This is a genomic window from Pseudomonas sp. HN2, from assembly GCF_020736465.1.
Classification (GTDB): Bacteria; Pseudomonadota; Gammaproteobacteria; order Pseudomonadales; family Pseudomonadaceae; genus Aquipseudomonas; species Aquipseudomonas moraviensis_A.
In genome coordinates, this window is sequence record NZ_CP085886.1 from 25309 (window position 1) to 46400 (window position 21092).

A 21092-nucleotide genomic window follows, 5' to 3' on the forward strand; every position below is an offset into this window, starting at 1 on the left:
CCGCTTTTAACTCGGTGAACATAGGGCACGCACATGAGCAAGAAACTAGCGCTCGGTCTGGTGATTGGCGGGGCTGTCAGCTCGACGCTGGGAGCGGCGTTCAAGGACGCCACCGGCCGTATCAAGAAGCTGGAAGAAACCGGTAAAAAGGCCCGGGTCCTCGAAAAGACCATTGGCGAAACCATGCGCCTGCAGGCCGAGTTTCGAAAGGCGCACATGGCCGGCGAGAAGGGCGCCGAGGATCTGCGCAAGAAGCTGGAAGCCAACTTGGCCGCGCTGAAAAAACAGGGCGTTGAGGTTCGCAACCTCGGCAAGGCCTACACCCAAATGGGCAAGATTGCGCAGGGCGCCGAGTTGAAGGCCAAAGGGCACATGCAGCTCGACGAAGGCAAGCAGCAGATGCGCAGCAGTATCGGGCGGGCGACAGCCGCCACGGCGCTGATGGCCGTTCCGACGAAGATCAGCGCGGACTACGGCGCGATCATTCGTGACATTGCGATCAAGTCCAACATTGCCAACACGCCCGAAGAGGCGACGCTGTCCAAGACCGTGATCGACACGTCGCGCGATACCGGCATGGCGCGCAATCAGGTGGCCGAGGTGGTCAACGCCCTGGTAGGTGCCGGCATGGAGCTGGACAAGGCGCTGGCCTACGCACCGACGGCGGCCAAGTTCGCTGTGGGGCAGGGTTCGGACGGCACGGAAACCGCCCGGATGATCAATGCCCTGGGGCAGAACGCCAAGATCACCGACCCCGCAATGATGCAAAAGGCACTTGAGGCGATCGCCTACCAAGGGCAGGCGGGCAGCTTTGAAGCGGCCGACATGGCGCGCTGGTTCCCTGAACTGCTCGCGGGTATGGGCAAGCTGGGCATTACCGGCATGGACTCGGTGACGCAACTGGGTTCGATGCTTCAGGTGCAGATGAAGACGGCCGGCGGATCCGACGAGGCGGCGAACAACCTCAAAAACTGGATGGAGAAAATCGGTTCCAACGATACCGTGGCGGCTTACAAGAAGGCCGGCATCGATTATCAAGGCTCGATGAATACCGGCCTGCAAAATGGCAAGTCCACCTTGGAATCCAGCTTTGCGCTGGCCCAAAAATACATTGAGGCGACCGACCCCAAGAAGGCCGCCGAAATGGCCAAGGCGACGGCTGCAATCAGCAAGGAATCGGACCCCGAGAAAGCCAAGGCCATGATCGCCTCGCTGGAATCGGCGTTGCGTACCGGCGACCTGTTCGCAGACATGCAGGTCAAGGGCGCTTTGACTGCGTACATGCAGAACAAGGACCTTTACGACAAGCTGAAAAAGGAATCGGCCAGCGCGACCGGGATTCTCGATAAGAACCTGGAAGAACGCCGCCAGTCGTCGGCGCAAAAGCAGTCGGAAATGGTGCAGAGTCTTGACGACTCGATGCGCGCGATCGGCGACGCCATGCGCCCGGTGACGGATGCTGTGGTAGACGGGATCGGCTCTGTCGCGCGCGGGCTGGCCAAGCTGTCCGACGAGTCGCCGCGACTGGTGTCAGCGATCGGGCTGGCCACCGCTGGCATCCTCGGGCTGTCTACGGCCATGAGCGGCCTAAAGGTGGCCAAAGGATTGATGAATATCGGCCGTGGCTCGCTGATGGGTAATCCGAACATCCCGCAAAAGGTGATTGTGACCAACCTGCCGGCCGGTGGTGCGGGCGGCGGTCTGGACGGCGCCGACGTGGATGCCGGCGACGGCAAGAAAGGTAAAGGGGGCAAGGGCAAAGGCAGGGCTGGTGGTCGTGGTGTCGGCCGTGGCATTGGCATCGGATCAGCGGTAAGAGGCACGGCGGTTCTTGCGGTGGCTGACGCTGGTTTCAAGGCCTATGACACCTATCAGAACGCCGAAACTCAGGACGAGAAAGCCGAGGGCTACGGTGCAGCGGCCGGCGGTTTGGCGGGCACCCTCGCCGGTGCGGCGGCCGGTGCGGCGATCGGCTCGGTCGTGCCTGTGATCGGTACGGCGATCGGCGCCTTGATCGGCGGCGTGCTGGGCAACATGGGCGGCGACTCCCTGGGCGGCTTTGTCGGCAAATCGCTGTTCGGGGCCGATGACGCGGCGAAGAAAATGCCGGACGCCGGGCCGTTGATGATGGCCAACGCCGGCAAGGACATTGCGCCGGTGATGGGCGATATCGCCAAGTCCTTCGCCAAGCCTGCTACGCCATTGATGATGGCCGCGCCTGGCGCTGCGCCAGTGGCCGGTGCCTCGGCAAAGCCCGGCGATGTGGCCCGCTCGATGATGCTGCCCGAGGCCAGTGCCGACGCCAAGCTGGGGCCGTTGGCCAAGGCAGCGCCGGCCAGTGCGCCGGCGCCAAAGGTCGAGTCTAACGTGGCGATCAATGCGCCGTTCTCACTGACGGTCAACGGTGACGTCAAGGACGGCAATCAACTGTTCGCGCAGATCAAACCGCAGCTCGATCAGTATTACCGCGAGATGGCCAAGCAGCAGGAAAGCCGCAATCTGTTCGATGCGCCGCACGTGTGATCAGGGGGATTTATGGAAGCATTGGGGCAATTGCAGTCGGGGATTAAATACTTGGCCTCGGCCGGGGAGACGGGCCGGCGCAGCCTTGACGGCATGATGGCGCCGGTTAACGGCGCGATCGGGGAAATCACCGGCGCCGCGTCCGAGCTGGAGGGCTTGCCCTTTGTCGGTCCGGCGATCGGGGCCAAGCTCCAGCGCGCCATGCGCGGGATCAATGCCGCCCAGGCGCAAGTCGGGCGGGTGGTGTCGATGTATGGCACGGCCACGCGCGCAGTGGCGCAGATCGACGAGCGACTGGGGGTGCTGAAGGAACAGGCCGGCCGCGCCGCCACGGCGATCAACAAGATCGCCGGCAAGGCCAGCCCGGCGCTGGCCAACATCGTGCCCACCGGTGCGTTTGCCACGGATCAGACGCCGGCGCCGGAAGCGGTGAAGCCGTTCCCGCACTTGCTGATCATTCAGCCGCAGGACCCGAAGGCGCCGCAGTACACGTTCAACCTCGACACCGCTGCGTTTGACGAGCTGCGCCGTTCCACCGAATTCCGTTGGGCCTCGCAAGAGCGCTTGGGGCGGCGGCCGGCGCAGCAAGGCGTGGGCATGGGTGACGAGAAAATCACGCTCAAGGGGGTGATCTTCCCCGGGTTCAAGGGCGGCTTAAAGCAGCTCGACACGCTGCGCACGCTGGGTGCCCAGCTTCAGCCGCTGACCCTGACCACCGGCTATGGCGACGTGCTGGGAACGTGGTGCCTCAAGAGCGTCGACGAGGAACAAAGCTCGCTGATGGCGGGCGGAATTCCGCGCAAACAGGCCTTTACCTTGGAGTTTGTCCGCTATGGCGACGACATGCAGAACGTCTGACGGGGATCTGCTCGATACCATCTGTCACAACTTTTACGGGCACTTGAATGGCAGCGTCGAGGCGGTGCTGGGCGCCAATCAGGGGTTGGCCGACGAGGAACAGCCCTACCGCGCCGGCGTGGTGATCGTGCTGCCGGATCTGCCGCACCCAGTCACCGAGGCCGTGACCTTGTGGGACTGATCCCGTCCGGACACGCCGCCGGCGTCCGCTCGCGTTACGCGTAACGCTTCAATCCTTGGCCCGCCCTGTGCGGGCTTTCTTTTGGAAAAAATCCATGACCCCCCGATTCCGCATTGTTGCCGATGGCAACGACATCACGGCGCTGCTGAACGATCGCCTGATTCAGTTGAGTGTCACCGACAAAGTCGGGATGGAGTCCGACGAGTTCGAACTGCGTATTGATGACCGTGACGGGCTTGTGGTGCTGCCTGCCCGGGGCGCCGGGATCGAGGTGTACCTGGGCTATCTGGAGACGTCGCTGGCCCGGCTGGGCCGTTATGTGGTCGACGAGGTCACGGTGTCCGGTCCGCCGGATACGATCGTGATCACGGGCAAGGCCAGCGACATGCGCGGCAGCGGCAAAACCATTCGCAGCGGTAGTTGGGAAAACGTGCCGTTGTCCAAGATCGTCGCCGACGTTGCTGCCCGCAACGGCTGGGCGCCGGTGTGTCCGGTCAACACGAAAGTAGTGCGCGCCGATCAGCTCAGCGAGTCCGATTTTAATTTCATCACGCGGTTGGCCAAGCAGTACGACTGCACGGCCAAGGTCGCCGACGGCAAGCTGCTGGTGATGCCGCGTCAGGGCGGGCAGAGTGCGAGCGGCAAGGCCTTTGCGCCGATCGTGATCACGCGTGAAGACGTCAGCCGCTGGCAGTTCCACCTTGGCGATCGCAGCACCCACAAGGCGGTCGGGGCCAAGCATCAGGACAAGAAGACCGGCAAGCTTGCGGTGGTGTCGCTGGAAAACGACGACGCCCCGGACGGCCTGCCGGCGGTGCATACCGATCGCCATATTCACCCGAACAAGACGGCGGCCGAGGCGGCGGCGAAGGCCCGTCTTGCGGCGTTCAACCGATCCACCGCCGGCGTGCGGCTGGAAATGGCCGGGCGTACAGATCTGTTTGCCGAACGATCGATCATCGCCCAGGGCTTCAAGGTTGGACTTGATGGCGAGTATCTGGCCGAGTCGGTGCAGCAGACCTACACCCAAGCCGGCTGGACCACCGTTGTTGAGTGCAACGGCGGCAAGAATGGCAAGGCCAAAGCCAAAGGCAAGAAGGGCAAAAAGCCCGCCAAGCCGGTCAAGGTCGTGAGCCTCAAATAGCGCGAGAGCGCACCCCATCCCGCCGCCTTGAGCGGCTTTTTTGTGCCTGGAGTTTGTATGCCGATCACTCAGCAGCAATTGCTGCAGATCCTCCCCAACGCCCGCCCAGTCGCGGGCGTTTTTGTGTCTGCGCTGGTCACGGCCATGGCGCGGTTTCGCATTACCTCGCCGGTGCGCGAGGCGGCGTTTATCGCCCAGTGCGGGCACGAGTCGCAGCACCTGACCAAGTTGTCGGAAAGCCTCTACTACCGGGACGCCGAGCGCGTAGCGCGCTTGTTCAAGTCGGGTTTCGATGACAACCGTAACGGCCGGGTAGATCCGGCCGAGGTCGAGGCCGCAAAGGCGTATCTGTGCAACTCGGAAAAGCTGGCCAACCGCGTCTATGCAAATCGCATGGGAAATGGTCCCGAGGCTTCGGGTGATGGCTACCGCTATCGAGGGCGCGGCCTGATCCAGATCACTGGGCGCGACACCTACCGCCTGTGCGGGCAAGCGCTCGGCCTGCCGCTGCTCGATCGGCCCGAGCTGCTCGAGCAGCCGGAATATGCCGCGCTGTCGGCGGCCTGGTACTGGTGGGATCGAGGCCTTAACGATCTGGCCGACGCCGGCCTGTTCGACGGCATCACCCGGAAAATCAACGTGGCCAGCGCCGGTCTGGCTGATCGCCGCGAACTGTGGGCCAAGGCCAAGGCGGTGCTATGTCAATCCTCGATCTGATCCCGGCACCGGTGCGGCTCTGGGCGATCGCCCTGGTACTGCTGTCGATCGCCGGCGCCGGCGCTGCCGGCAGTTGGGCGATACAGGACTGGCGTTACGGTAACGCGCTGGCGGAACAGGCCCGGAAGTCCGCCGACGTGGCCCTGGCGGCCGCCGAGGCGACGGTGGGTGCGCTGGTGATCGAGCAGGACAAGCGCCTGGCGCTGGAGCGGCGCCTGGAAGACAACGACAAAACCCATTACAAGGATCTATCCGATGCGCAAACAGCTCAGCAACGCCTGTCTGATCGCCTTGCCACTGCTGATGTCAGGCTGTCAGTCCTACTTAACGCCGGCAGCGCTGCCGGCCGTTGTGACGGGGTGTCAGCCCCTGCCAGCGCCGGCGGCGTGGTTCATGGCCCCGCAAGAGCCGAACTTGACCCAGCGCATGCTCGGCGAATTATCGGCATCACCGACGCCGGCGATCGCGGATTGATCGCCTTGCAGGCGTGTCAGGGCTACGTTAGAGCGGTTTTGAGCGCGGGGCAGCCAAGTATGGCGCCTAAGTGACGACCGCTTATCGGGGCGTCACAACGTTGAAACCTTTTGATTGGCAAGGAATTGGCGGCTACTATCGGGCAGATTTGCTGGCCTAAGGCTGGCCATCTTGGTGGTCATGGGGCGGCGCCATGTGACGGCCGGAAGAAACTTTTAAACAGTTTTGATGTTCAAGCCTGATCGCCTTTGGTATTCTTTCGGCGTCCGGCACACTGCCGAAAGACAAGAATTTTAGGAAATACAAGGGCTTAGAAAAAAGAAAACCCCCGAGGCCGGCAAGCCTTGGGGGTTCTCGGTGATCGTTCCCAAAAACTCTGGAAGACCGCGACAAGGTCAGAGTTTAGTGGACGGTTCCCTTCGAAGCAAGCCCGTTGCTTAGGGGAAAGCAGCATGTCCGCCATGATGGCCGATGCAGGCCCTCAGCCATTGAGCTGGGGCCGCAAGGTTTACAAGCACCCGGGGTTGTTCCTGGGCACCGGTAATCGCTGTGGGCACGACCCGCAGGCGTTGGCCGTTACTCGACTCAATCTGCACGACCCTAGCGGTGGTCATTGGCCTAAGCTGATTCAGGCCGGCATTGACCGCATTCAGGCGTATTTTGATAACGCCGCCGCCTTGCCGCCTTTGGCGCACCTCTCAAAGAAGAAAAACAAAGACGGCACCATGCGCCAGAATCGTAGCGAGGCCCGCGAGTCTCATGCGCTGGTGACGTCTGTCATCTTTACCTACCTCGACCTCAAGTCTTTGCGTGTGGGCTACTACACCAACACCGGCGCCTTCGTCAGCATCACCTTTTTGGAGATTGCCCGACGCTGCGGCATGACTTGCGAAATCAAGGATCGAGAGAACGAAGGTCAAGTTAAAGAGGTCCCAACGTCGCGCTTTTGGCGCGCAGTGCGCGACCTCAAGAAGGCCGGCGCGATCAGCGTTTTTGAGCAGTACGAAGAAAAGGACGCGGGGAAGCGGGCGCTGACGGCCATCAAGACTTTTAGCGAAAAATTCCTGCGCTTGATTACCGGTTGGAATCCTAAGCGTGTCGAGAAGGCGCGCAAGCGTGCGCATAGCCGTGTAGGCACCTTCCTGCTGGGCGCGATCGAGGCGGGCGTAGAGAACGTCAACCAGCGCAAACATTTGGTCAAAGAGATCCAGTCGGCAAATGTGCATCGCGAACTGTTCGGATCTGCGACCGCAAAGAACCGGCAGCCGGTTATCGCTGGCGCGCGTGCGTCCGTTGAGGCTGCGCTAAAGCAAGAATACGCCGAGCATGAAGCCAAGGTGCTGATCAACATCAAGGCCGCCCTTGGTCGCGCCCCTCGCGGGTTTGAGCAGCTTAAAATGCAGGCTCAGCACGGCTGGATCAGTTACGACGAATTCGTTCGCCGACGACTCGACAGCGGCAGCTAGACCCTCCCGCACACCTCACAGTCAAATCACCTCCCCCCGACCGCCGGGGCGCCCCTCTATGGGCGTCTATCGGCGGTTTCTAGTTAAACCCCTCATATCTCCCCGCAATTCTTTGCCAATCACCCCCAAATCGCCCAGGCGCAGCCCTGTGAACACTCCTTTTGCGCGCTTAAGACCTTCCGTGTCGGATCTGGCGCGGCGCGAATGAAATTTAAGTCACACCCCCAAATTATTAAGTCCCTCAAGAAATGAATTAAGTAGGTGTTGGTCTTTCCCGTCATACAACTAGAGAAGCATGGGCTGCCTACGGCATCCTATTTATGCCTCGGCGACGCCGAGAGCTGTTTACCTGCGCCCGGGCTTCGCCCAGGCAGTTTTGCCGCCCGCAGTTCGTGCCTACGGCACGGCGGGTCGAAGGTCCGCAGTTGCTACTGCCGCCGTTCCTTCAGTGAGGCGCCCTCCAGTCGCTGTGTGCCGCTCCAGCACCATGCTCGACCGTAGCACCGCGTGGCGGCCCTTCGCTCCTTCACGCGCCGCCTACGGCCAGCCTGTCGCGCAAGCGCTCCGGCGAACAGTGCGGGGGGTGGGTTCGCGCTCAGCGCTCGACCGGCGAACGCCGCTGACTGGCCGAGCGCTACCGGTCTCAAGCGACGGCTTAAGCCTGGGACCTTTAGCGAAGGGTTCGAACTATCCCGGGACAGCCTATTGCGAATTAGCTATTGAGCGAATTAGCTAAACATGTAGACTGCCCGAGATATTTCTGGAGGCTTTCTATGTTTGTGTTGGTTCGTGATGGGGTCCGGCTCGACTGTTCGTCCCAGGAATTAGACGAGGCCTGCCGCTTGGCCATCCGTGGCCGCGCGGATCTTTTTGAGAACGACCGTCAGGTTGATTGCCTAGCGGTGCTGGGGCTAGACCGCTCCGGCCTGTTTGCTGCGCCGAGGATAGGGCAGTTGCGCCCGACGCGTGACGAGGTGCGGGCCATGTTCCGTATTTTGGACATGAGTGGCGCTGCCATTGCTCGGCTGACTGGCACCACTTCGCGGAAGGTTCGGGCGTGGGCGGGTGATGAAGAAAATGCTTCTTGGGCAGCGTGGCATGTAATGGCGGTTTACGTGGGGCTGTCAGCGCCGATGCTGGGAGATTACCCAATGAGCTAATTAGCTATTGCGCTAATTAGCTAAGGGTATCGAGTACGCCTGCCGGGTCGTTACGCGCTGGCATGCTTCAGTAGCGCATGCAATGAGGTCGCCACGGCGGCCTTTTTTATTGCCTCCATCGTTAGCTAATTAGCTATTGCGCGAATTAGCTAACAGTGTAAACTGTTGCCATGGCCAGGCATTCCCGCTTAGGCCGCCCCGGAGTTTTCCCGATGACCCAAGCAAAACCCCTGACCAATGCCCAGCAAGTCGCCGCGACCATTCTTGATCAGCTCGGCGCTCGCCGTTTCATGGTGATGACCGGCGCCCGCGAGCTGGTGGCCACCTCTCAAGGTCTGCAATTCAAACTGCCGGCGAGCTTCGCCCGGGCCGGCGTGAACATGATTCGCGTTGAGCTGAATGCGATGGACACCTACGACGTGATCGCCGGCCGCTGGGCGCGCCTCGACTTCAAGGAAAAGACCCGCGAGAACGGTGTATATGGCGAGGATCTGCAACGCGCTTTCACCCGCCTGACCGGTCTGGATACCCACCTATAAGGAAGCCTGCCCCGGCACGCGCCGGGGCCTGCCAAGGAGCGCCCGTTATGGCCCGCAAAACCAAGTCGATCCAGTATGTTCCCCTTGAAGAGCGGCCCGAGTTCATCGCGGCCATGGCGGCCTTGCCGACGGATCCGGCCGAGCTGGAGGTGCGCGCCGAGCGTGTATTGCAGCTCTATCATGACGCCATGCTGGCCGCCGACGTGCAGGCGCTGGATGACGCCCATCTGGTGCATCAGGCGTGTGTGGTCAAGCTCAATGGCGGCACGTCTCGCGGTTGTGCCAGCGTGCAAGACGTTTTAGCGGCCAAGTTCGCTGCGCCGGCGGGTCAGGTGCCGAAGTGGGGGCAGTCGGGCGAGTTCCTACTGGAGGTCGACGGCATGCGCATGGTGGTCAAGATGGGTGTTGGCAGTCTGGCCAATCACGTCGGCGCCGATCTGTACGCGGTGGACTTCGACAAGCCGTTTATCAGCCGCACCGGCTATCGTCACCAGTTCATGCGCCCGGCCGCACACGTCGGCCGCACCGTCGATCAGGCGGTGCGGGCTGAAGTCATGGAAGCATCGGCCCGCGAAGGCTGGGCCACGACGATCGATCAGGAACACGGCAAGCCGAAAGACCGCAAGGTCTGGCCGTGGCTGGCCGATGCGTTGGCCGGCGTTCGTCCTGATGGTCAGTTGGCCATGTTCGGTGATGCGCCGAAAGACCCGGATGCCAAGGCGCCGATGAGTAACGCCGATCGGCAGAAAGCCTTTCGTCTGCGTCAGCGCGAATTGAAAGAGCAGCAGGCGGCCGCCGGCGTGAAGGCCATCACCCTGACCCACACTGAGCGCTGCGTGCTGAGCCTGGGCCTGCTCGCCCATGAGGATCTTGATCATCGCCCGGCCAATTGGGTGACCAGCAAAAAGCCCGGATTCGATGCCCTGTTGGCCAAGCTTTGGCCCGAGGGCGACAACGGCCGTTATCTGGCCGAACCCAAGCGCAGCACCTACCGCCCGACCGCATTCCTGCGCGACGAGCTGGAGCGGCAGCGCGGCATGGTGCAGCGTCTGGAAGCGTTGCGCCGCGACGTCGGCCATGATTTTTCCGCCTTGGAAGTCACCGACGCGAGACTGGTGCCGGTGTGGGAAAAGCTGCCCACCGACTTTTCCCGCGCAGCCACGGCGCTGGGCATGCTGCGCCTGCGCAACAACCAGCACGCCGAGCTGGCCCGCGCCGTCGAAGTGCTGCAAGGGCGCTTGCGCGCCGCCGGACTGAATGACCAAGTGTCGACGGATAACAAGCCGTGGAGCTGGAACGAGTCGCCTCTGAGGGACTACCGCGCGAGCAGTGCGCCGGAGTTCATGGAGCGCTGTTCGGCCGGGGAGTCCGACGCCGATTTGATTCTTGCGCTGCGTCGAGAGGTCGCGCATCTAAAAGAGCAGCGCGACGAGACGAATACCGAACTGATGCGCTCGTTCGAAACGTCGCGGCAGTTGCGCAAGCGCCTGAAAGAGGCCGGCCTGTCCGGCGAATAACCCGCCGTTACCGTAACGACCTGAAGTCGAGGCGAAATAATGCCCGCTCCGGCGCTCGCCGGCGGGCGTTGATATTAGAATGACACCCTGAACGCGTCGTGAGGACGCCCCTTTGGCCGTGTGCACGGCATGGAGAAAGCAAGATGGAAGTAATGGAGCTGGTCGGTCTGGTGGTGCGGGTGAGCGTGCTGTTTTTTGTCGGCTGGTGCGTGGCGCTGGTGCTCGCCGAGTGCTACCGCCACCTGTGGAACTGGCTGGATGATCACGACCGGCCGATCGAGCGCAACCCGTTGATGGCCTGGGTGCTGCGGGTGTGTGTCCCTCAGGGGGAGGGCGTGTTTGAGGTGTGGGCCTATGTGCTGCTGATCACGCTGTGGCCGCTGTACCTGCTCGGGGTGGCGGCGTACTACGCGGCCAAGGGCGCGCGCGGTCTGCGCCGCTGGTACAAGCGGCGCCAGGTGGCGGCGGTGAGTGCGTAAAGCCTGACCGGCATCGGCTGAAGCATATGCAACACAAGTGTTGCCTAGGCATCACAAGTGATGCATAATGGTTCTACCGAAACGGACAGGGACTTTCAGGTATGAAGTGCAGCGAGTTTCGGCGGTGGTTGGTGGCCCAAGGCGTGGAGTTCAAAAGCGCCAAGGGCAGTCATTTCAAGGTGTACTTGAATGGCAAATCAACCATTTTTGCGGACCACGGCAGCAAGGAAATGCACGAAGGGTTGCGCAAAACCATCATCAAACAGCTGGGCCTCAAGGATTGAGGCCCGGCTGTACCCTCAAGAGGTGAGCCGTATGTATCAGTACCCGCTAGAGCTGCACACCGAGCCGACCGGCGTGTGGTTGTCGTGCCCGGACGTGCCGGAAATGAACGCGTCCGGCGATACCCTGGGCGAAGCCTTTGCCGAGGCCCTGAATGGCCTGGAATCGGCGCTGTCGTTGTACGTCGAGCAGCGCCGCAAGATCCCGGCGGCGTCGCCGGCGCAGGATCCGGCGCTGGTGTTGCGTCTGCCGGCGCTGACCGTGGCCAAGATCATGCTGTGGAACGCCATGTGTGACGAAGGCGTCAGCCGCGCCGAGCTGGCCCGGCGCCTGGGCGTCTCGCGGCAGATGGTCGACCGGCTGGTGGACTTTCTCCACGCCTCGAAGATCGAGCAGGTCGAGCGCGCGCTGGGCCTGTTGGGCCGGCGCCTGTCGCTGGTACTGGAGGCGGCCTAATGGGCGGCGTTACGCATAGCGAATCGATCGAGGCGCTGGGGTTGTCGGCGCTTGACCCGGGCGCCGTCCTGCCCGACTACCCGCTGCTGTCGCTGGACGCGCTGATGAACATCCGCGACGCGGCGACGTATCTGGTGCGCGTGGAAGGCGAGAGCATGCAGGGTGCCGGCATTTTTGACGGCGACCTGCTGGTGGTGAGCAAGGCCCGCGAGCCGGTGCGCGGACAGATCGTGATTGCCGTGCTCAACGCCGAGCCGCTGTGCAAGCGCCTGGACTTCTGCACGCAAGGCCCGGTGCTGCGCTCGGAGAACCCGCGTTTTCCGCCGCGTTACGTGCTCGAAGGCGATGATTTTTCTGTATGGGGCGTGGTGACGCACAGCGTGCGCAGCCATGGCCACCGTGTTTGAGTCGCCGGCGATGCCGACCCCGTCCACGCTGCCCAAACCGTCGATCCTGCTGCCGCTGACCGATGCCCAGGTGCGCGCCGGTGCCCGCCCGGGCGAAAGTTGGGAGCAGGCCCGCCGCCGGCTGGAGGGTGCGCGCGTGCGCGCAGCGGCCGCCGGTGAAGCGATCGGGCGGCTCGACGTGAGTGCGGCCGAGCCGATCGACGCTATCGACGACGACGCGCCGGCCTTCGGCTTTGCCGCGCTGACGGTGTCCGAGCTGGCCGCCGCTGACGCGCTGGTCGACGACTGGTCGGGGCTGACGGTCGCGCAGGTGGCGGCACTGGCCGCGCCCGGGGATGACTGGGAAGCCGGGCGCGATCGGGCGTATCGGCTGCGTCATTGCGTGACGGCCTGCGCGCCGTGCGCGGTGTGCAATCCCGACGGCGTGCAGCCGTATGGCGGCTGGCTCGACCGTCCCGGGCACGATTGCCGGGCCTGCGAAACCCGGGGCAGCTACAGCAAGATCCCACACAGTTTTTAACGACAAGGAAATCCACGCCATGGCCAGACCGAATAACGACCCGATCACCCTGACCCTGCCGTCGCATGTGGTGAACATGCTCACGCAATGGGCGCGTCTTGATCGCGACCAGATGCTGGCCGAAGATCGCCCGGCGCGGCTCAAGCTGCGCGAGCAGCGTGCGACCTGGGCCAATGAGATTGCCAGTGATGTGTTGCAGTTGCTGCCGGCCTCTCACGTTGGCAAGGATCTGGCCGAGGTGATCAGCGAGCGCGCCGCCGTCTATGCCGCCGATCACGTGGCGCAGTCTGCGGCGGCCGCGCAGGCTGACAAGGCCGAACGATGCAACTGAAAGGAATCCCCACCATGAGCAAAGTTGTCGACGTGCTGCCGCCGCTGAAGATTGAAACGTTGTGTCCGCATTGCGGCAGTGATCAGTTTCGTTTTGTAGGGCGTGCGCCTCGGGTGGTGGTGTATTGCCTGCGCTGCGCCACACTGGTGGCGCTTGAGCGCAAAGCGGCCGGCCCGATCGAGGCGATCGAGTCCACAACTGACCTTGCTCCCCTGACAGGAATCCCCACCATGACGACCGAACCACGCCGCGACCCGCTGCAAGCCTTTGAGGCAGTCGACGGTCCGCGCGCCGGCGAGCGTTTCGCCTGTGAGCGTGACAACTTCGACGTACTGACCGGTGACCCGATGCGCGGCACCGATGCGCGCTACACCTACCGGCTGTGCCGGGAGGGTGACGGCCATGTCTGGCGGTGCGGCATCGAGGCGGCCGCGTGCCGTTCGGACTGACCCCGCCGTTACCCGTAACGAATCCCCCTAAAAGCAACCCCGCCCGGCCGAGCCTCGGCCGGTCCAATCGCAAGGAGCAAGACCGATGCAAATGAGTGAAGCGGCAGAAGTGGTGCAGGTGGTCGGTGCCGAAAATGCCAACAAGCGCCTGGCCGATGGCTGGTCGCTGCTGGCTGTTACCTCGGGCGGCAATGGCGACGACAGCGGGCGAACGTTTGTCTGGTATGTGCTGGGCAAGCCAAAAGCCAAGACCGGCACCGGGCTGTACGGCCAGAAGACGTAAGCGCGACCCCGCCGCGTTACCAATAACGCCGCTTATGTAAAACGACCCCCACCAGTCAGGCGACCGGCGGGGGTCTTTTTTTACGTCTGCGGTTCCCACTTTGCGCATAAATGGGTGCCCACTTTGCTACAATCTGGTTTTACGCACTACCCGCCCATTACTCGCAAAGGAAGGACGCCATGACCAGCGCCGTCGCCAATACCGCCAAGGCCTTAACGATCACCCATTGCCGTCACTGCGGTGGCCACGCGCTGACCTGGGCCACCTCGATCGTCAATCGCTCCAGCGTCCAGCAAGGCCGGCTTACCACGCGCGACGTGGAATGCATGTTCTACCTGGGCTGCGACACCTGTTCCGAAACGCTGGCCATGTTCAGCGCCGATCGCTTGGCCGATCTGGTCAATGCCGGCGCCGCCGAGCAGCGCGCCGCTGCCGACACCGACGCGGCGTGACGCGTCACAACCTACGAAAGGAAAGGAGATTCACCATGTCGCACGTTTTTCATCCGAGCCAGCCGACCCCCGCGTGGGTCGCCCAGGCTGACCCCGTCACTGGCCTGATTGCCTTTTGGGTGGGTGAGCTGGATATGTATGCCGCCTTGAGTCCCGGGCATGCCTTGGCCATGGCGCTGGAGAAGTTCGGCCCGGGCGTGGGTGACGCCAAGCCGGTCAGTGCCGACGTCCTCGATCGCGCAGTGGTCAACAAGGGCGGCGAGTACGGTGACACCTTGCGCCAGTGGCTGGCCCGCAAGACTGAGCCGGGCTGGCTGGCCCGGGGTGTGTGGGTCGAGGTGGATCTGGAAACCGACTATCTGCGCGAGGTGTCGGCGATCGCCGCGCCGGTGGTGGATCTGCTCGGCGACGTGCCGGCGGCCGCGCCGCTGGGCGCGTATTGGGTGGGGGAGCATGACGTCTATGCCGCGCACTCGCCCGAGCAGGCGCTGGAGCTGTGCGAGGGGCATTCGGGCATGCCGGACACCTTCGACATGGACGATGTGCGCGAGGTCAGTGCCGAGGATCTGGACAAGCCCATGGTGGAAGAGGACGGCACGCCGTGCGGCAGCATGCGCACGTTGCTGGCCGCCATGACCGCGCCGGGCGAACTGGTGAGTTTCGAATAATGGGCGAACCTACTGCAGAGTTAGTGGCTCTGGATTACGTCTACGGCGGCCGGCGTTTGCTTACGAGTGGAAAGATGGGGGCTATGGTCTATGTGCAGATCGCGCCAGGCCAACTTGATGACGGCTCGCTGTATGACGCCAAGTTGTTCAAGCGTCATGCGATCGGCGGGGTCTACCGAGGGGCGACCTTTGGAGGCACTACTGCGCGCGGCTTGGCGGAGGCCAAATACGTCGAGCAATGGCCGATCGCGGCGGCCCGCATCGACTGGCGGATTCGCGACGAGGATGCCGAAGCCGGGCAGCGAGCAAGCAAGATCAGCAACGACGCGCGCAAAGTGCATGAAATCGAGGCCTTGCTGCTGCCGCTGCGCAAGCTCTACGCCGGCTACTTCAAGCGGCGTGACAGTGCGGGTCAAGAGGCCCTTGAGCGAGCCGTTTTGCGTGCGCTGCGATGTGCGCCCAGGAGTAGCGAGTTATGAGTAACGCGATTATCGGAATCGCCTTGCCGGCCAGCGTGGTCGACGTGGTCCGGTGGATGCTTGAGGATCTGAGCCGGGCGCCGAGCGAGCTGGCGGTGGCGTATAAGCTGGGGGAGCTGCAAGGGGCTGTAATGACTTTGGAGCGCTTGCAGCGTCTGAGCCGTGCCAATGCCGGTCGGCTCTGCCAGCATGCGAATGGTGTGGCCAAGCAGCGCGAGGTCGCGCTGCAGGAGAAACCGCAATGACGTTGCCGTTAGGGTCAGAGTTTGAGCAGGATCTGCGCGACCTGCGTGCGCTGTCGCCCGAGGTCGCTAGCCTGGCCGAACGGATCGCCCAGGCGGTGCGGCCGGAGGTGACCGAGTCCGGCGCCTTGGTGCTGACCTGGGCGTTGTTTGAGCTGATGGACGCACTGGCCCAGGACTGGCCCAAGAGCGTGCGCGTGACCTGTTCGTGGCTGGGGGACCTGCGTGTGTTGGGTGCGCTGACAGATGTTGAGGCGGAGGGCTTCAAGGTCGATGTGCGGCGCCTCGGTGGTGTGGAGGGTCGCGCGGAATGACTGATAAAACCAAAAAGCTGACATTGGCGAGCGCCCAGGCGATGGAGGCCCGGGCGATGAAATTGGTTGCGTCGATCGATGCGGTGGACTCCGCCGATGATTTGGAAGACGCCGGCTATTACGTGAAGTGGTACACCGAAAAGATGGTTGAGGGTGGCTACCACCCGGTCGCCGCTGAAGGCTTTGCCGCACGCGGCCGCAAGGCAGTTGCTGCCGCTCAAGTGCGCCTTGGCATTCAGCGTGACGCCCCGGGTCTGCCCCGGAGCGAGGGCGGGGTGCTGGATGCCGGCTATTTCAAGACCCGCTTTAAAAGCATTATCGCGGTGCTGTCTAACTACAGTTCGACCGAGCTTGCCCGCGAGTGCGCCCGCCTAGCGCGTCGCGCAGATCCGCGTGTTTTGCAGGAAGACGAGTTTCAATAGGTCGGCGCCTCGGCGGTGTTACGGTAACGCGGTGGCCATCTGGTAGGCTGCCGTTGGACGTTCTTGATTGTTGAGGGGTTAGCGTGGCTTTTTCGTATGTAGGGCCGGCCGTGCTGCGGTTCATCGGCGCGGACGCGATCGAGCGCGAAGCGGCCGTAAATGTGACGCTGGGCGAAACCATGCCCGGGTTGTTTGAGTTGAGTTTTCCGTACGACTTGGCGGAGTCGCTCGGCGCTTCACGGGTTAGAGTGGCTTTGCCTGATGGCGAGGTGCTGGGCGGTGCGGTCGGGTATCTAGCGGCTTCGTCGTTGACCTTTCTCCGCGACCGCGTGGGACAAGCATGAAGCGTAAGGGGTATGAGGAAGGCAACTTTCTGGATTTGGTACGCGCCGGCGCTGTTCGCGAGAGCAAGGCCGCGCGCGTGACTACTCGCAAGGGTGAGCAGTGGGCCTTCTATTTCCGACTGGGCGGGCCTGCGTCAGATTGGCATGCCATTCGCTCCAAGCGTGAGCCGGTGCGTACCTGGGCGAAGTTGGATACCCTTGCGGAGTTTGCCGACAAGGCGGGCGTTCGGGTGTTTGCCGTCGAGCAGTGATGCAGATTAAAAAAGCCCCGATTAGGTCGGGGCTTTTTTTGTGGCTGATAGCTTAGCGGTTCCATCTGGCCCGCTCGATCGCTTGGCGGACTCCGGGAGAACATCTTTGCAAGAACTCCGCGATTTGGGCGGGGCGGATTTTGCCCAAATCATTAACGGGCGTGCGGCGCAGGGTGGTATATTCCAGATCTGACATGTCGGTTACCTTTTGCGGGGTTTCGGTGTGTTATGGACGCCAAGGAGGTCGAAGACCTTGGCGTCCAATCCTTTCTCAGTTGGATTCCCAACCCTTTTTCTTCATATAGTCCGCCATTGCCTCTCTAAACGCGTCCACTTGGGCCATGTCGTTGCTTGCGCAGAACAGCCGGAAGTTTCGGCGGAATGCTTGGGGCAGTTTGAAGCCCAAATCCACCAGCTTGTCGTCAGCGGCTACCTTCGTGTTATTGCCGACTGCTGCCGTTTCGGTCGCGGTTTGTGGTGGTTCCCCAAGGCCTTTTTGACGTGGAGGCTTGGCTACTCTGACTGCCGGGGTTTCGGCGGAAGTGGTGGTTTTGCTTGGCATGGTCGTTAGTCCTGAATACGCGTTGAGTTGATCTTAGCAGCGATTTAGCTATTTGGCTAATTAGCTAATTAGCTATCAGGCCGCAATCAAGCGTTCGAAGTGGTCAACCGCTGACTGAATGACCCGCATGGCTTCGGTGCGTGGTCCCTTGAAAGGAGTTTCAGTAATCGAGCGGCCCTCGTTCATTGCTGAGGCGTAGCAGTCCTGATTGCGAATCGAGCCGTCCAATACGGCAAATCGAGTTTTGCCCAGGTAGACGCGGGCCGCATCAATCGGCGCTGATCGCGTACTGGCCTTGCACAGGGCAAATACAATTCGGTCAACCGGCACGCCGTGCGAATCGACCAAGCTGTTTGCCAGTGAGATTTGCGGCTCAAGGTCGTCGAGGGTGAGGCCAGTCGGCAGGATCAATAATTGGCAGGCCTTGGCGATCCTTACGGTTTCTTCGGTGGCATTTGCTGGTCCGTCAAAGATGTAAAGGTCGGCATCGCCGGCGCGACTCATGGCTGCGGATACGTTGCCATAAAGCTGTACCGGAACGTCCGGGGTGATGCCGGCACGAAGACGGCGCTGACCCCAATTGGTTGCAGTGGCCTGCTTGATATCGAGGTCAATGATCTTGGTTTCCCAGCCGGCCACGGTGTAAGTGGTGCCAAGAGCGCGGGCGATGGTCGATTTCCAGGCGCCGCCTTTTTGAGAGATACAGCCGATTGCGTGAAGGGTTTGCATCTGCGGGGTTCCTTGTCCGAATTAGCGAATTAGCTAAGTACGAACGAAGTATAACCCCGGCATGCAGAATGACAAGCGAATTAGCTTTTTAGCGAATTAGCTAATGTGATGGGCGGCGCCATAAATTTGGAAGCATTGGGCTAGACGAAAGCTTTCATGATGGTTGCCCGGGCCGCTAGCGGCGCGGCTGATGCTGTTGCGTGCGAGGCGAGAGGCTGGAGCGGTGCGGCCACCTCTTCGGGTTTGGTTCCGGTTTCCGTCGTCGATGTGTTCGGCAGCGCACAGCACCGACAGCAGCAAGCAAAGCGCGCGGGGAACCAGAACGCCCAAGGTGAATGCCCGAGAAATCATATGTGGGTGGGTCTTGGCGCCAAGCTTGGCCTTTATGCTTCGCTCGATCAGGCGAAAGCTGTTGCTGTCGGCGCCTATCACGGCGCCGATGGCGTTGGGGGTTTCACCGTCGGCTAATCCGACAAGTACGCGTAGCTCGGCGAGTGAGAGAGCTTGCCCAGGCATCCCAATTACGTCTTCGCCGTGAATTTCCTTTTCAGCGTACATCGTGTGTTTCCTTAACCCCGTGGGTAGTTAGGCGGCTTTCTGTGCTTTGAGTTGGCCGGTTACGTCGGCCAAATTCTGGAGTCCTTGGCGCAGTTCTGCGGCCAGATCGAGGATCATTTGTAGGGCTTCGTCGTGATCACCAGTGTCGATCGCTCGCGCGGCAATAGCTTCAATGCCCCCGGCAGCGGCCGCTTTGCGACTAACGGTGATGCACATAAGGCGCTGGGTGTCTTCTGTGAATAGGACGATTCCGGTGCCGCTGCCAAGAGAAAGGGCAGTGAAGGAGGGGAGAAGGGCGGTCAAAGATCCTGTTGTCATTTCAGATTACTACCTTGCATTCTGTTGTTTACAGTTAAATTGTAAATCGTGTGTATTTCATGCCCCAAAGTGGTGCGTTTTGCTAAATTTGGCTGTGGCGATCGGTCACGGCCGGGCCTCAGTGGATCCAAGTGCGCAACTATAGAGGTCGCCGCGAGTGATGGCAAAAGGCAATTAACACAAGGGTTTGAACGGTTTGGTTGGGCTTCACACGGGCTTTACAGAAGAAAAAAACAGGTCCTATGGAACTTTTTAGGAATTAATGTTTTGAACAGTTTAACTGTAAATCAAAGACACAGCAAAGCCCCTTTGGCGGGGCATTTATTAGCGTAAATGAGCGATGATGCGAACGCGGCCGAGGATGTGAAGGCCTTCCAGTTCTTCTGGCGTTAGCGGTTGGTCCGGGTAGCGGTCGCCTCGCTCGGCCTGAATCAAATAGTCCCCTTGCAGTGTCTGGCGTATCCAGCGCAACCAGAGGCGACCTTTGACCATGATGGCAAAGACGTCGTTACGGGTAACGGTGGTTTCACTGAGGTCGATTACGGCTCGATCGCCTTCCTCAATGATGCCCGCCATCGCGTCGTCGGGCGCAACGACCAGTAGCATGTGTTTCTTGTTGAGCTTGATGCTTTCCAGAAACTGCATGCGAAACGCCAGGGCGTTGTCGCCGATTTTGATCAGTCCGCTATCGCTGGTGACTGTCGACACGGTCGGCACTGCATATTCGCGAGTTTCGGGGGCTGTCCCATCGTCATTTGTCAGGCCTGCTAAATAGGCAGGCGGCTTATCAAGTATCTGGCCCAGGGCAAATAGCATCTCCAGCGGTGGGATGTTGATGCCGAGTTCCCAATTTCCGTATCGCGAAGCGATCACGGTTTTACCCGTGAGCTTTGTCAGCTCAGCGCCACATTCGGCGAAAGTCCATCCCTTGTGTGTTCGGGCCGCCTTGAGTCGTTTCTTGATGGTCTCTTTGATGTCAAACATTGGCGTCTCTGTAGGATTCATTCCAGTCGGCAAATATACAGCCAAAGTGTAAAAAACACTAAAAAGAACTTGTGTTTGGTAACTAGGCTGTCCAATATAAACAGCGAATCTGTTTAAAACGGAATTACTGTGGAACTGAACGCCTGGATTGATAGCCTTGCGCCCATTGCCGCTTCTCAAGTGGCTGCGGAGCTGTTGGGCGTGAAGCGTCGAACCGTCGATTCGTGGCGTCGTTTCGAAGCGCCGCCGTCTTTTCAGGCGGCCTTGAATATCGTGATCGTGACGCGCGGAGTGGTCGACTTTAACGGTATCTACACTCCGTTTTGGCGGGCGCTCAAGGATGGAAAAGCCAAGTTTTCGATCCCTGGTCAAGACTTGGATTTCAAGCAATGACCGCGACTATTTTTCCTGTGGGCCTGTCAGAAATGGTAATTGGCCGGAAGATCGAGCAGCGGTTTGGTCTGATGGGCTTGGCTCGCTTGCTTAAGGTGATCGAGCTGGTCAAAGAGCGCGCTGACGCGTCGGCTCCGGTGCCGGTTGCAGTGGTTGCGTGGGGTGATTTTTTGGCCGCCCTGCATTGCGATCATGAGGCCGCTGGCGACTTTCTGAGCTATTGCGAACATGCGCGGGTACTGGATCGCGGCAACGATGACGGCCGCCTGCGCATCACTCTGGTGGGGGAGCTGGCCGCCCGGCTTGCTCCGCCGCAGGCTCTAACAGCCACCCCGGCCGGGCGTCAGCTTTTTGATACAGAAAAACAATGGGCCGAGTGGTTTAAGTCCGAATTGACCTGCCCGCCTTATTTGGCCAATGACCCTGTCACTCGCCAACTGTTCCGCCGCTGGTGTGCCACCAATGTCACCACGGACGAAGTAGAAGCCGCCACTGAGCGCGCAATCAAAGCAGGAGAGGCGCCACACCCGGCCATCCTGCATGACCATCTGAAGGCCCTGCGGGTCGACAAACTTCGCGCTCTCGCTTGA

At 61.4% G+C, this 21092-nt stretch carries 33 protein-coding genes; 28 read left to right on the forward strand and 5 right to left on the reverse strand.

What is annotated here, in order from left to right; all coding sequences use genetic code 11:
- Positions 1 to 33 precede the first annotated feature (33 nt).
- The 26 genes from LIS66_RS27280 to LIS66_RS27405 all read left to right on the forward strand — a co-directional run bounded on the left by LIS66_RS27280 (position 34) and on the right by LIS66_RS27405 (position 16958).
- On the forward strand, positions 34 to 2523 hold the full coding sequence (locus tag LIS66_RS27280; RefSeq protein WP_227974587.1) for a phage tail tape measure protein: 2490 nt from the start codon (positions 34 to 36) through the stop codon (positions 2521 to 2523).
- A gap of 12 nt (positions 2524 to 2535) precedes the next feature.
- On the forward strand, positions 2536 to 3381 hold the full coding sequence (locus LIS66_RS27285; protein WP_130901874.1) for a phage tail protein: 846 nt from the start codon (positions 2536 to 2538) through the stop codon (positions 3379 to 3381).
- On the forward strand, positions 3356 to 3562 hold the full coding sequence (locus tag LIS66_RS27290) for a tail protein X (RefSeq protein WP_095180626.1): 207 nt from the start codon (positions 3356 to 3358) through the stop codon (positions 3560 to 3562). Before LIS66_RS27285 ends, LIS66_RS27290 begins: the two co-directional genes overlap by 26 nt.
- Positions 3563 to 3656: 94 nt before the next feature.
- Positions 3657 to 4706, forward strand: a complete 1050-nt coding sequence (locus LIS66_RS27295) for a phage late control D family protein (RefSeq protein WP_227974588.1) — start codon at positions 3657 to 3659, stop codon at positions 4704 to 4706.
- Between the two features lie 57 nt (positions 4707 to 4763).
- A complete protein-coding gene (locus tag LIS66_RS27300; RefSeq protein WP_227974589.1) occupies positions 4764 to 5423 on the forward strand; it encodes a glycoside hydrolase family 19 protein in 660 nt (219 codons plus the stop codon).
- Complete coding sequence (locus LIS66_RS27305; RefSeq protein ID WP_227974590.1) at positions 5405 to 5971, forward strand: lysis system i-spanin subunit Rz; 567 nt, start codon at positions 5405 to 5407, stop codon at positions 5969 to 5971. The genes LIS66_RS27300 and LIS66_RS27305 overlap by 19 nt, the downstream gene beginning before the upstream one ends.
- Before the next feature lie 378 nt (positions 5972 to 6349).
- A complete protein-coding gene (locus tag LIS66_RS27310) occupies positions 6350 to 7363 on the forward strand; it encodes a hypothetical protein (protein WP_227974591.1) in 1014 nt (337 codons plus the stop codon).
- A 773-nt stretch (positions 7364 to 8136) separates the two neighbouring features.
- Positions 8137 to 8523 carry a hypothetical protein gene (locus LIS66_RS27315; RefSeq protein WP_227974592.1) on the forward strand — a complete coding sequence of 129 codons (387 nt, stop codon included), beginning with the start codon at positions 8137 to 8139 and terminating at the stop codon, positions 8521 to 8523.
- 212 nt (positions 8524 to 8735) lie between these two features.
- Positions 8736 to 9062 carry a hypothetical protein gene (locus LIS66_RS27320; protein WP_227974593.1) on the forward strand — a complete coding sequence of 109 codons (327 nt, stop codon included), beginning with the start codon at positions 8736 to 8738 and terminating at the stop codon, positions 9060 to 9062.
- A gap of 47 nt (positions 9063 to 9109) precedes the next feature.
- A complete protein-coding gene (locus LIS66_RS27325) occupies positions 9110 to 10579 on the forward strand; it encodes a hypothetical protein (RefSeq protein ID WP_227974594.1) in 1470 nt (489 codons plus the stop codon).
- A 143-nt stretch (positions 10580 to 10722) separates the two neighbouring features.
- Entirely contained in the window at positions 10723 to 11058 is a 336-nt protein-coding gene (locus LIS66_RS27330; RefSeq protein WP_227974595.1) for a hypothetical protein, read from the forward strand.
- A 101-nt stretch (positions 11059 to 11159) separates the two neighbouring features.
- Positions 11160 to 11342 carry a type II toxin-antitoxin system HicA family toxin gene (locus LIS66_RS27335; protein ID WP_227974596.1) on the forward strand — a complete coding sequence of 61 codons (183 nt, stop codon included), beginning with the start codon at positions 11160 to 11162 and terminating at the stop codon, positions 11340 to 11342.
- Positions 11343 to 11373: 31 nt separating this feature from the next.
- Positions 11374 to 11796, forward strand: a complete 423-nt coding sequence (locus LIS66_RS27340; protein WP_227974597.1) for a type II toxin-antitoxin system HicB family antitoxin — start codon at positions 11374 to 11376, stop codon at positions 11794 to 11796.
- Positions 11796 to 12203, forward strand: a complete 408-nt coding sequence (locus LIS66_RS27345) for a LexA family protein (RefSeq protein ID WP_227974598.1) — start codon at positions 11796 to 11798, stop codon at positions 12201 to 12203. The genes LIS66_RS27340 and LIS66_RS27345 overlap by 1 nt, the downstream gene beginning before the upstream one ends.
- Complete coding sequence (locus tag LIS66_RS27350) at positions 12187 to 12723, forward strand: hypothetical protein (RefSeq protein ID WP_227974599.1); 537 nt, start codon at positions 12187 to 12189, stop codon at positions 12721 to 12723. The genes LIS66_RS27345 and LIS66_RS27350 overlap by 17 nt, the downstream gene beginning before the upstream one ends.
- A 19-nt stretch (positions 12724 to 12742) precedes the next feature.
- Positions 12743 to 13054 (forward strand): hypothetical protein, encoded by a 312-nt coding sequence (locus LIS66_RS27355; protein ID WP_227974600.1) that lies wholly within the window; start codon positions 12743 to 12745, stop codon positions 13052 to 13054.
- Between the two features lie 14 nt (positions 13055 to 13068).
- Entirely contained in the window at positions 13069 to 13503 is a 435-nt protein-coding gene (locus LIS66_RS27360; protein ID WP_227974601.1) for a hypothetical protein, read from the forward strand.
- An 85-nt stretch (positions 13504 to 13588) separates the two neighbouring features.
- Positions 13589 to 13786, forward strand: coding sequence for a hypothetical protein (locus tag LIS66_RS27365; protein WP_227974602.1), 198 nt, complete (start codon positions 13589 to 13591; stop codon positions 13784 to 13786).
- A 179-nt stretch (positions 13787 to 13965) separates the two neighbouring features.
- Positions 13966 to 14238 (forward strand): hypothetical protein, encoded by a 273-nt coding sequence (locus tag LIS66_RS27370; protein WP_227974603.1) that lies wholly within the window; start codon positions 13966 to 13968, stop codon positions 14236 to 14238.
- 35 nt (positions 14239 to 14273) lie between these two features.
- Positions 14274 to 14906, forward strand: a complete 633-nt coding sequence (locus tag LIS66_RS27375) for a hypothetical protein (RefSeq protein ID WP_227974604.1) — start codon at positions 14274 to 14276, stop codon at positions 14904 to 14906.
- Between the two features lie 83 nt (positions 14907 to 14989).
- Entirely contained in the window at positions 14990 to 15385 is a 396-nt protein-coding gene (locus LIS66_RS27380; RefSeq protein WP_227974606.1) for a hypothetical protein, read from the forward strand.
- Positions 15382 to 15630, forward strand: a complete 249-nt coding sequence (locus tag LIS66_RS27385) for a hypothetical protein (protein WP_227974607.1) — start codon at positions 15382 to 15384, stop codon at positions 15628 to 15630. The genes LIS66_RS27380 and LIS66_RS27385 overlap by 4 nt, the downstream gene beginning before the upstream one ends.
- Positions 15627 to 15941, forward strand: a complete 315-nt coding sequence (locus tag LIS66_RS27390) for a hypothetical protein (RefSeq protein ID WP_227974608.1) — start codon at positions 15627 to 15629, stop codon at positions 15939 to 15941. The genes LIS66_RS27385 and LIS66_RS27390 overlap by 4 nt, the downstream gene beginning before the upstream one ends.
- On the forward strand, positions 15938 to 16363 hold the full coding sequence (locus LIS66_RS27395; protein WP_227974554.1) for a hypothetical protein: 426 nt from the start codon (positions 15938 to 15940) through the stop codon (positions 16361 to 16363). The genes LIS66_RS27390 and LIS66_RS27395 overlap by 4 nt, the downstream gene beginning before the upstream one ends.
- An 83-nt stretch (positions 16364 to 16446) precedes the next feature.
- A complete protein-coding gene (locus tag LIS66_RS27400; protein WP_227974555.1) occupies positions 16447 to 16707 on the forward strand; it encodes a hypothetical protein in 261 nt (86 codons plus the stop codon).
- Positions 16704 to 16958, forward strand: coding sequence for a hypothetical protein (locus tag LIS66_RS27405; protein ID WP_130901858.1), 255 nt, complete (start codon positions 16704 to 16706; stop codon positions 16956 to 16958). The genes LIS66_RS27400 and LIS66_RS27405 overlap by 4 nt, the downstream gene beginning before the upstream one ends.
- Before the next feature lie 271 nt (positions 16959 to 17229).
- Here the strand turns inward: LIS66_RS27405 and LIS66_RS27410 are convergent, their stop codons facing one another.
- From LIS66_RS27410 to LIS66_RS27430, 5 genes are all read right to left on the reverse strand, one after another.
- Positions 17230 to 17520: a hypothetical protein gene (locus LIS66_RS27410; RefSeq protein ID WP_227974556.1), complete on the reverse strand. Its 291-nt coding sequence runs from the start codon at positions 17518 to 17520 to the stop codon at positions 17230 to 17232.
- Between the two features lie 75 nt (positions 17521 to 17595).
- Complete coding sequence (locus LIS66_RS27415) at positions 17596 to 18249, reverse strand: ParA family protein (protein ID WP_227974557.1); 654 nt, start codon at positions 18247 to 18249, stop codon at positions 17596 to 17598.
- A 96-nt stretch (positions 18250 to 18345) separates the two neighbouring features.
- A complete protein-coding gene (locus tag LIS66_RS27420) occupies positions 18346 to 18807 on the reverse strand; it encodes a hypothetical protein (protein WP_227974558.1) in 462 nt (153 codons plus the stop codon).
- A gap of 27 nt (positions 18808 to 18834) precedes the next feature.
- A complete protein-coding gene (locus LIS66_RS27425; protein WP_227974559.1) occupies positions 18835 to 19125 on the reverse strand; it encodes a hypothetical protein in 291 nt (96 codons plus the stop codon).
- A 324-nt stretch (positions 19126 to 19449) separates the two neighbouring features.
- Positions 19450 to 20109 (reverse strand): XRE family transcriptional regulator, encoded by a 660-nt coding sequence (locus LIS66_RS27430; protein WP_227974560.1) that lies wholly within the window; start codon positions 20107 to 20109, stop codon positions 19450 to 19452.
- A gap of 129 nt (positions 20110 to 20238) precedes the next feature.
- On the opposite strand from LIS66_RS27430, the gene LIS66_RS27435 reads away from it, so the two are divergent.
- Positions 20239 to 20502 carry a helix-turn-helix domain-containing protein gene (locus tag LIS66_RS27435; RefSeq protein WP_227974561.1) on the forward strand — a complete coding sequence of 88 codons (264 nt, stop codon included), beginning with the start codon at positions 20239 to 20241 and terminating at the stop codon, positions 20500 to 20502.
- Complete coding sequence (locus tag LIS66_RS27440; RefSeq protein ID WP_227974562.1) at positions 20499 to 21092, forward strand: hypothetical protein; 594 nt, start codon at positions 20499 to 20501, stop codon at positions 21090 to 21092. The genes LIS66_RS27435 and LIS66_RS27440 overlap by 4 nt, the downstream gene beginning before the upstream one ends.

Excerpts from the sequence above, each read along its gene's own strand:
- LIS66_RS27415 (WP_227974557.1), bottom strand. The coding sequence starts at position 18,249 with ATGCAAACCCTTCACGCAATCGGCTGTATCTCTCAAAAAGGCGGCGCC.
- LIS66_RS27355 (WP_227974600.1), top strand. The coding sequence starts at position 12,743 with ATGGCCAGACCGAATAACGACCCGATCACCCTGACCCTGCCGTCGCAT.
- LIS66_RS27300 (WP_227974589.1), top strand. The coding sequence starts at position 4,764 with ATGCCGATCACTCAGCAGCAATTGCTGCAGATCCTCCCCAACGCCCGC.
- LIS66_RS27285 (WP_130901874.1), top strand. The coding sequence starts at position 2,536 with ATGGAAGCATTGGGGCAATTGCAGTCGGGGATTAAATACTTGGCCTCG.
- LIS66_RS27315 (WP_227974592.1), top strand. The coding sequence starts at position 8,137 with ATGTTTGTGTTGGTTCGTGATGGGGTCCGGCTCGACTGTTCGTCCCAG.
- LIS66_RS27295 (WP_227974588.1), top strand. The coding sequence starts at position 3,657 with ATGACCCCCCGATTCCGCATTGTTGCCGATGGCAACGACATCACGGCG.
- LIS66_RS27320 (WP_227974593.1), top strand. The coding sequence starts at position 8,736 with ATGACCCAAGCAAAACCCCTGACCAATGCCCAGCAAGTCGCCGCGACC.
- LIS66_RS27405 (WP_130901858.1), top strand. The coding sequence starts at position 16,704 with ATGAAGCGTAAGGGGTATGAGGAAGGCAACTTTCTGGATTTGGTACGC.
- LIS66_RS27425 (WP_227974559.1), bottom strand. The coding sequence starts at position 19,125 with ATGACAACAGGATCTTTGACCGCCCTTCTCCCCTCCTTCACTGCCCTT.
- LIS66_RS27420 (WP_227974558.1), bottom strand. The coding sequence starts at position 18,807 with ATGTACGCTGAAAAGGAAATTCACGGCGAAGACGTAATTGGGATGCCT.
- LIS66_RS27385 (WP_227974607.1), top strand. The coding sequence starts at position 15,382 with ATGAGTAACGCGATTATCGGAATCGCCTTGCCGGCCAGCGTGGTCGAC.
- LIS66_RS27345 (WP_227974598.1), top strand. The coding sequence starts at position 11,796 with ATGGGCGGCGTTACGCATAGCGAATCGATCGAGGCGCTGGGGTTGTCG.
- LIS66_RS27310 (WP_227974591.1), top strand. The coding sequence starts at position 6,350 with ATGTCCGCCATGATGGCCGATGCAGGCCCTCAGCCATTGAGCTGGGGC.
- LIS66_RS27365 (WP_227974602.1), top strand. The coding sequence starts at position 13,589 with ATGCAAATGAGTGAAGCGGCAGAAGTGGTGCAGGTGGTCGGTGCCGAA.
- LIS66_RS27280 (WP_227974587.1), top strand. The coding sequence starts at position 34 with ATGAGCAAGAAACTAGCGCTCGGTCTGGTGATTGGCGGGGCTGTCAGC.
- LIS66_RS27330 (WP_227974595.1), top strand. The coding sequence starts at position 10,723 with ATGGAAGTAATGGAGCTGGTCGGTCTGGTGGTGCGGGTGAGCGTGCTG.
- LIS66_RS27290 (WP_095180626.1), top strand. The coding sequence starts at position 3,356 with ATGGCGACGACATGCAGAACGTCTGACGGGGATCTGCTCGATACCATC.
- LIS66_RS27305 (WP_227974590.1), top strand. The coding sequence starts at position 5,405 with ATGTCAATCCTCGATCTGATCCCGGCACCGGTGCGGCTCTGGGCGATC.
- LIS66_RS27390 (WP_227974608.1), top strand. The coding sequence starts at position 15,627 with ATGACGTTGCCGTTAGGGTCAGAGTTTGAGCAGGATCTGCGCGACCTG.
- LIS66_RS27430 (WP_227974560.1), bottom strand. The coding sequence starts at position 20,109 with ATGTTTGACATCAAAGAGACCATCAAGAAACGACTCAAGGCGGCCCGA.
- LIS66_RS27380 (WP_227974606.1), top strand. The coding sequence starts at position 14,990 with ATGGTCTATGTGCAGATCGCGCCAGGCCAACTTGATGACGGCTCGCTG.
- LIS66_RS27410 (WP_227974556.1), bottom strand. The coding sequence starts at position 17,520 with ATGCCAAGCAAAACCACCACTTCCGCCGAAACCCCGGCAGTCAGAGTA.
- LIS66_RS27335 (WP_227974596.1), top strand. The coding sequence starts at position 11,160 with ATGAAGTGCAGCGAGTTTCGGCGGTGGTTGGTGGCCCAAGGCGTGGAG.
- LIS66_RS27370 (WP_227974603.1), top strand. The coding sequence starts at position 13,966 with ATGACCAGCGCCGTCGCCAATACCGCCAAGGCCTTAACGATCACCCAT.
- LIS66_RS27360 (WP_227974601.1), top strand. The coding sequence starts at position 13,069 with ATGAGCAAAGTTGTCGACGTGCTGCCGCCGCTGAAGATTGAAACGTTG.
- LIS66_RS27350 (WP_227974599.1), top strand. The coding sequence starts at position 12,187 with ATGGCCACCGTGTTTGAGTCGCCGGCGATGCCGACCCCGTCCACGCTG.
- LIS66_RS27340 (WP_227974597.1), top strand. The coding sequence starts at position 11,374 with ATGTATCAGTACCCGCTAGAGCTGCACACCGAGCCGACCGGCGTGTGG.
- LIS66_RS27440 (WP_227974562.1), top strand. The coding sequence starts at position 20,499 with ATGACCGCGACTATTTTTCCTGTGGGCCTGTCAGAAATGGTAATTGGC.
- LIS66_RS27325 (WP_227974594.1), top strand. The coding sequence starts at position 9,110 with ATGGCCCGCAAAACCAAGTCGATCCAGTATGTTCCCCTTGAAGAGCGG.
- LIS66_RS27395 (WP_227974554.1), top strand. The coding sequence starts at position 15,938 with ATGACTGATAAAACCAAAAAGCTGACATTGGCGAGCGCCCAGGCGATG.
- LIS66_RS27375 (WP_227974604.1), top strand. The coding sequence starts at position 14,274 with ATGTCGCACGTTTTTCATCCGAGCCAGCCGACCCCCGCGTGGGTCGCC.